The organism is Kitasatospora sp. NPDC091257 (assembly GCF_044757675.1).
Taxonomy (GTDB): Bacteria; Actinomycetota; Actinomycetes; order Streptomycetales; family Streptomycetaceae; genus Kitasatospora; species Kitasatospora lactacystinica.
The window spans coordinates 1-2,992 of the sequence record NZ_JBIVVI010001116.1; the positions used below are offsets into that span (position 1 = coordinate 1).

4 protein-coding genes are annotated in these 2,992 nt (G+C 74.6%); 3 read left to right on the forward strand and 1 reads right to left on the reverse strand.

The window, feature by feature from the left end; genetic code table 11:
* Both ACIQOV_RS35105 and ACIQOV_RS35110 read left to right on the forward strand, forming a co-directional pair.
* On the forward strand, positions 1 to 1,304 hold a 1,304-nt coding region (locus ACIQOV_RS35105), incomplete at its 5' end, for a glycosyltransferase 87 family protein (protein WP_401054897.1).
* 60 nt (positions 1,305 to 1,364) lie between these two features.
* Positions 1,365 to 1,487 (forward strand): hypothetical protein, encoded by a 123-nt coding sequence (locus ACIQOV_RS35110; protein ID WP_401054898.1) that lies wholly within the window; start codon positions 1,365 to 1,367, stop codon positions 1,485 to 1,487.
* Here ACIQOV_RS35110 and ACIQOV_RS35115 read toward each other — a convergent pair.
* Entirely contained in the window at positions 1,484 to 1,900 is a 417-nt protein-coding gene (locus ACIQOV_RS35115) for an SsgA family sporulation/cell division regulator (RefSeq protein WP_097237712.1), read from the reverse strand. The genes ACIQOV_RS35110 and ACIQOV_RS35115 overlap by 4 nt on opposite strands.
* A gap of 406 nt (positions 1,901 to 2,306) precedes the next feature.
* On the opposite strand from ACIQOV_RS35115, the gene ACIQOV_RS35120 reads away from it, so the two are divergent.
* Positions 2,307 to 2,992, forward strand: a 686-nt coding sequence (locus ACIQOV_RS35120; protein ID WP_401054899.1) for a DUF2510 domain-containing protein, incomplete at its 3' end; no start/stop codon positions are given.

Genomic DNA, 2,992 nt, shown 5'->3' on the forward strand with positions numbered 1-2,992 from the left:
CCGTCCGGGCGCTGCGCGAGGCCCCCCGGCGTCCGCTGCTGGCGGCCTCCGCCGTGGCGCTGCTGTCCCTGCTGGTGTACGCGGTGGTCCGCCACTTCGTCCACACCTCGATGGTGGACATGATCGTCTACCGGGCCGAGGGCGCCGCCGTGGCCAACGGCACCGACCTGTACGCGCTGCGCGTCACCGAGTGGAACCTGCCCGCGACGTACCCGCCGTTCGCGGCGATGCTGTTCGTCCCGACCACCTGGTTCCCGGTGCCCGTCCTCCGGGTGGCGATCACTCTCGGCAACGTCGGGCTGCTCGCCCTGCTGACCCACCTGTCCTTCAAGCTGGTCGGCTGGCCGCGCCGCGAGCTGCGGCCGATCGGCGTGATCCTGGCGACCGGCCTCGGAGTCTGGCTCGAACCGGTCTTCACCACGCTCCGCTACGGCCAGATCAACCTCGCGCTGGCCTGCCTGATCCTCTGGGACCTCACCCGTGCGGACGGGCGGCGGAGCAAGGGCGTGGCGATCGGCATCGCCGCCGGCATCAAGCTCACCCCCGGCCTGTTCGCGGTCTACCTGCTGATCACCGGTCGGATCCGGGCCGCCTTCGTGGCGGGCCTCACCTTCCTCGGCACCTTCCTGCTCGGCGCCCTGGTCCTGCCGGACGCCACCTGGGGCTTCTGGACCAAGTACCTCTACGACTCCTCCCGGGTCGGCAAGACCTGGATCGTCGACAACCAGTCGATGCGCGGCGCCTTCGCCCGCCTGCTGCACAGCGCCGACCCCGGCACCGTCGCCACCCTCGGGGCCGGCCTGATCGCGCTGGCGGGCCTCGCGGTCTCCGCCTGGGCCGCGCGCAGCGGCCGCTGGCTGCCCCGGGCCGAGGCCTGGGGCGTCTGCTGCGCGGCCGTCACCGCCGTCCTGATCTCGCCGATCAGCTGGACCCACCACTGGGTCTGGTGCGTGCCGATGCTCGTCCTGCTCGCCGCCGAGGCCTCGGTCGAGCACGCCCGCCCGGCCGGCGTCCGCCGGCTGCGCTGGCGGGCCGTCTTCTGGGCCACGCTGGTCGCGTTCCTGTCCTTCGCGATGTGGGCCGCGAAGCCGGTCGGCCTGGCCGTCCTCGACATGTCACCGTGGCGCCAGCTGCCGACCTCGGTCTATCCGTGGGTCGGACTCTGCTTCCTGCTCGCCGCCGCCGTCCGGATAAGGGCCCGACGGCGTTCGGCCGGCGCGCCGCTGGTCCGGCTGCCCGGACAGCGGGACGCCGGAGGGCCGGACACCGCCCGCGGTCGTCAGCAGGCCCCCGCGGCCCGCTGAGCCGGCGGGGGCGCCGCTCCCGCTTCCCCGCTCCCGTTGCCGCCGCCGGTCCTTGCGGGCGTGGTCGCGTTCCTGGGGGTGTTCGTCCGGGTGCTGGTGCTGGTGCTGGTGCTGGTGCTGCTGGTGCGGGTGCTGATGCTGGTGCTGGTGTACGAGCCGGTGCACGCTGCGGCGCATGCCTAGGCGAGCAGTTCGGCGAGCGAGCCGTCCATGTCCAGCGCGGCCAGCTCGCTGCCCGGCGGAACCAGCCGGTGCGCCCGCTCCAGCCAGGCCGCGACGGCCGGCAGCGGGGCCTCCAGCAGCGCGTCCCCGGCGGGCGAGCTCAGCGCCAGACAGAGCACGCTGCGCCGGCCCGAACGGGTCGGCCAGATCCGCACGTCACCCTGGCCGCACGGGCGGAAGGTGCCCTCGACCAGCAGCTCGCGGGCGAACACCCAGGTCACCGGCGAACCGGTGTCCAGGTGAAAGGTGATGTACACCGCGTACGGGTCGTGGCTGCCGTAGGACAGCCGGGCCGGGACGGGGACGCTGTGCTCCGGCGAGAGCACCAGGTTGAGCTCCAGCTCGTGCTCGACGACGCTGACGGGACGCTCCATGATCGTCTTCCTCTCTGCCTTCGGGCGGTGCCCGGTTCCGGGCCCCTGTGACCTTTGAGAGGGCGGTCCGCACCGGCTCTTACACACGTTTCCGGGATTTCTTCGGGAAGTTTGGTGAGGGTGGTGAACGGCGGGTGGCACGGCGCGCGAGCAAACGTCGTGCGCTGGGTTCCCTACCTTGAGCTACCCCCTGCTGTCCGGGGAATCGCGAACTTTCCGTCACGGCTTCGGTGAGGTACTACCCTTTGTGACTGTCCGGCGACTGTCCGCCCATCGGTGGCGCCCCCACGCGCGCCGAGCGCAGGGTGCGCGCCGGGTCGTGCGCGCGCGTGGACGCGTCTGCGGTGGTCGGGCCCGGTCGGCCCGCGCCGTCCTCGTCAGGACCTGCCAGGAAAGAAGACCCCCCATGACGGACCGCCCCTTCGCCGCCGACGGCGACCCGGCCGTCGCTCCCGAGCCCGGCTACTACTCCGACCCCTCCATCCCCGGCTTCGTCCGGTACTGGGGCGGCTCGGCCTGGGTGCCCGGCACCAGTCGGCCCGCGCCCGCCGGGGGCGAGGTGCTGCAGCCGCCCCGGTACGCGACGCGGCGGTCCGCCCCGGGCGGTGCGGCGGTGCGGCCGGTGCGGCCGCCGGTAGCGCCGGTGGTGGCGCCGGTGGTGCCGGAGCCGGCCGGGCTCCCGGAGGTGGCAGCGGCGCCGGAGCCGGTGGCCCCGGAGCGGATGGCCCCGGAGCGGATGGCCCCGGAGCCGGTGGTGCCGGGGGCGGTGGCGGAGGTCCGGGTCGGGCCGCCCGCGGGTGGGGGTGACACCGGGCCGGTGTACTTCGACCAGACCTCGGGCGGGGCGTCCTTCGTGCTCGGGCCGCGGGTGGCGGAGGTGATCGGCGGGCCGGTGTTCCGGACGGTCGACGGGCCGGGCGTTTCGTCGGGCGTTTCGCCGGGGGTTTCGCCGGTGGCGCCGTCGGGCTTCGCCGGCGCCGGGCTGCCCGGGGTCCTGGAGGAGCCGGTGGCCGTCGGTGCGGTGCCCGAGGCGGTCCAGGGGATGGGCACGGCCCTGGGTTCGGGGCCGGCCCCGGCGCCCGTGGTCGGGGA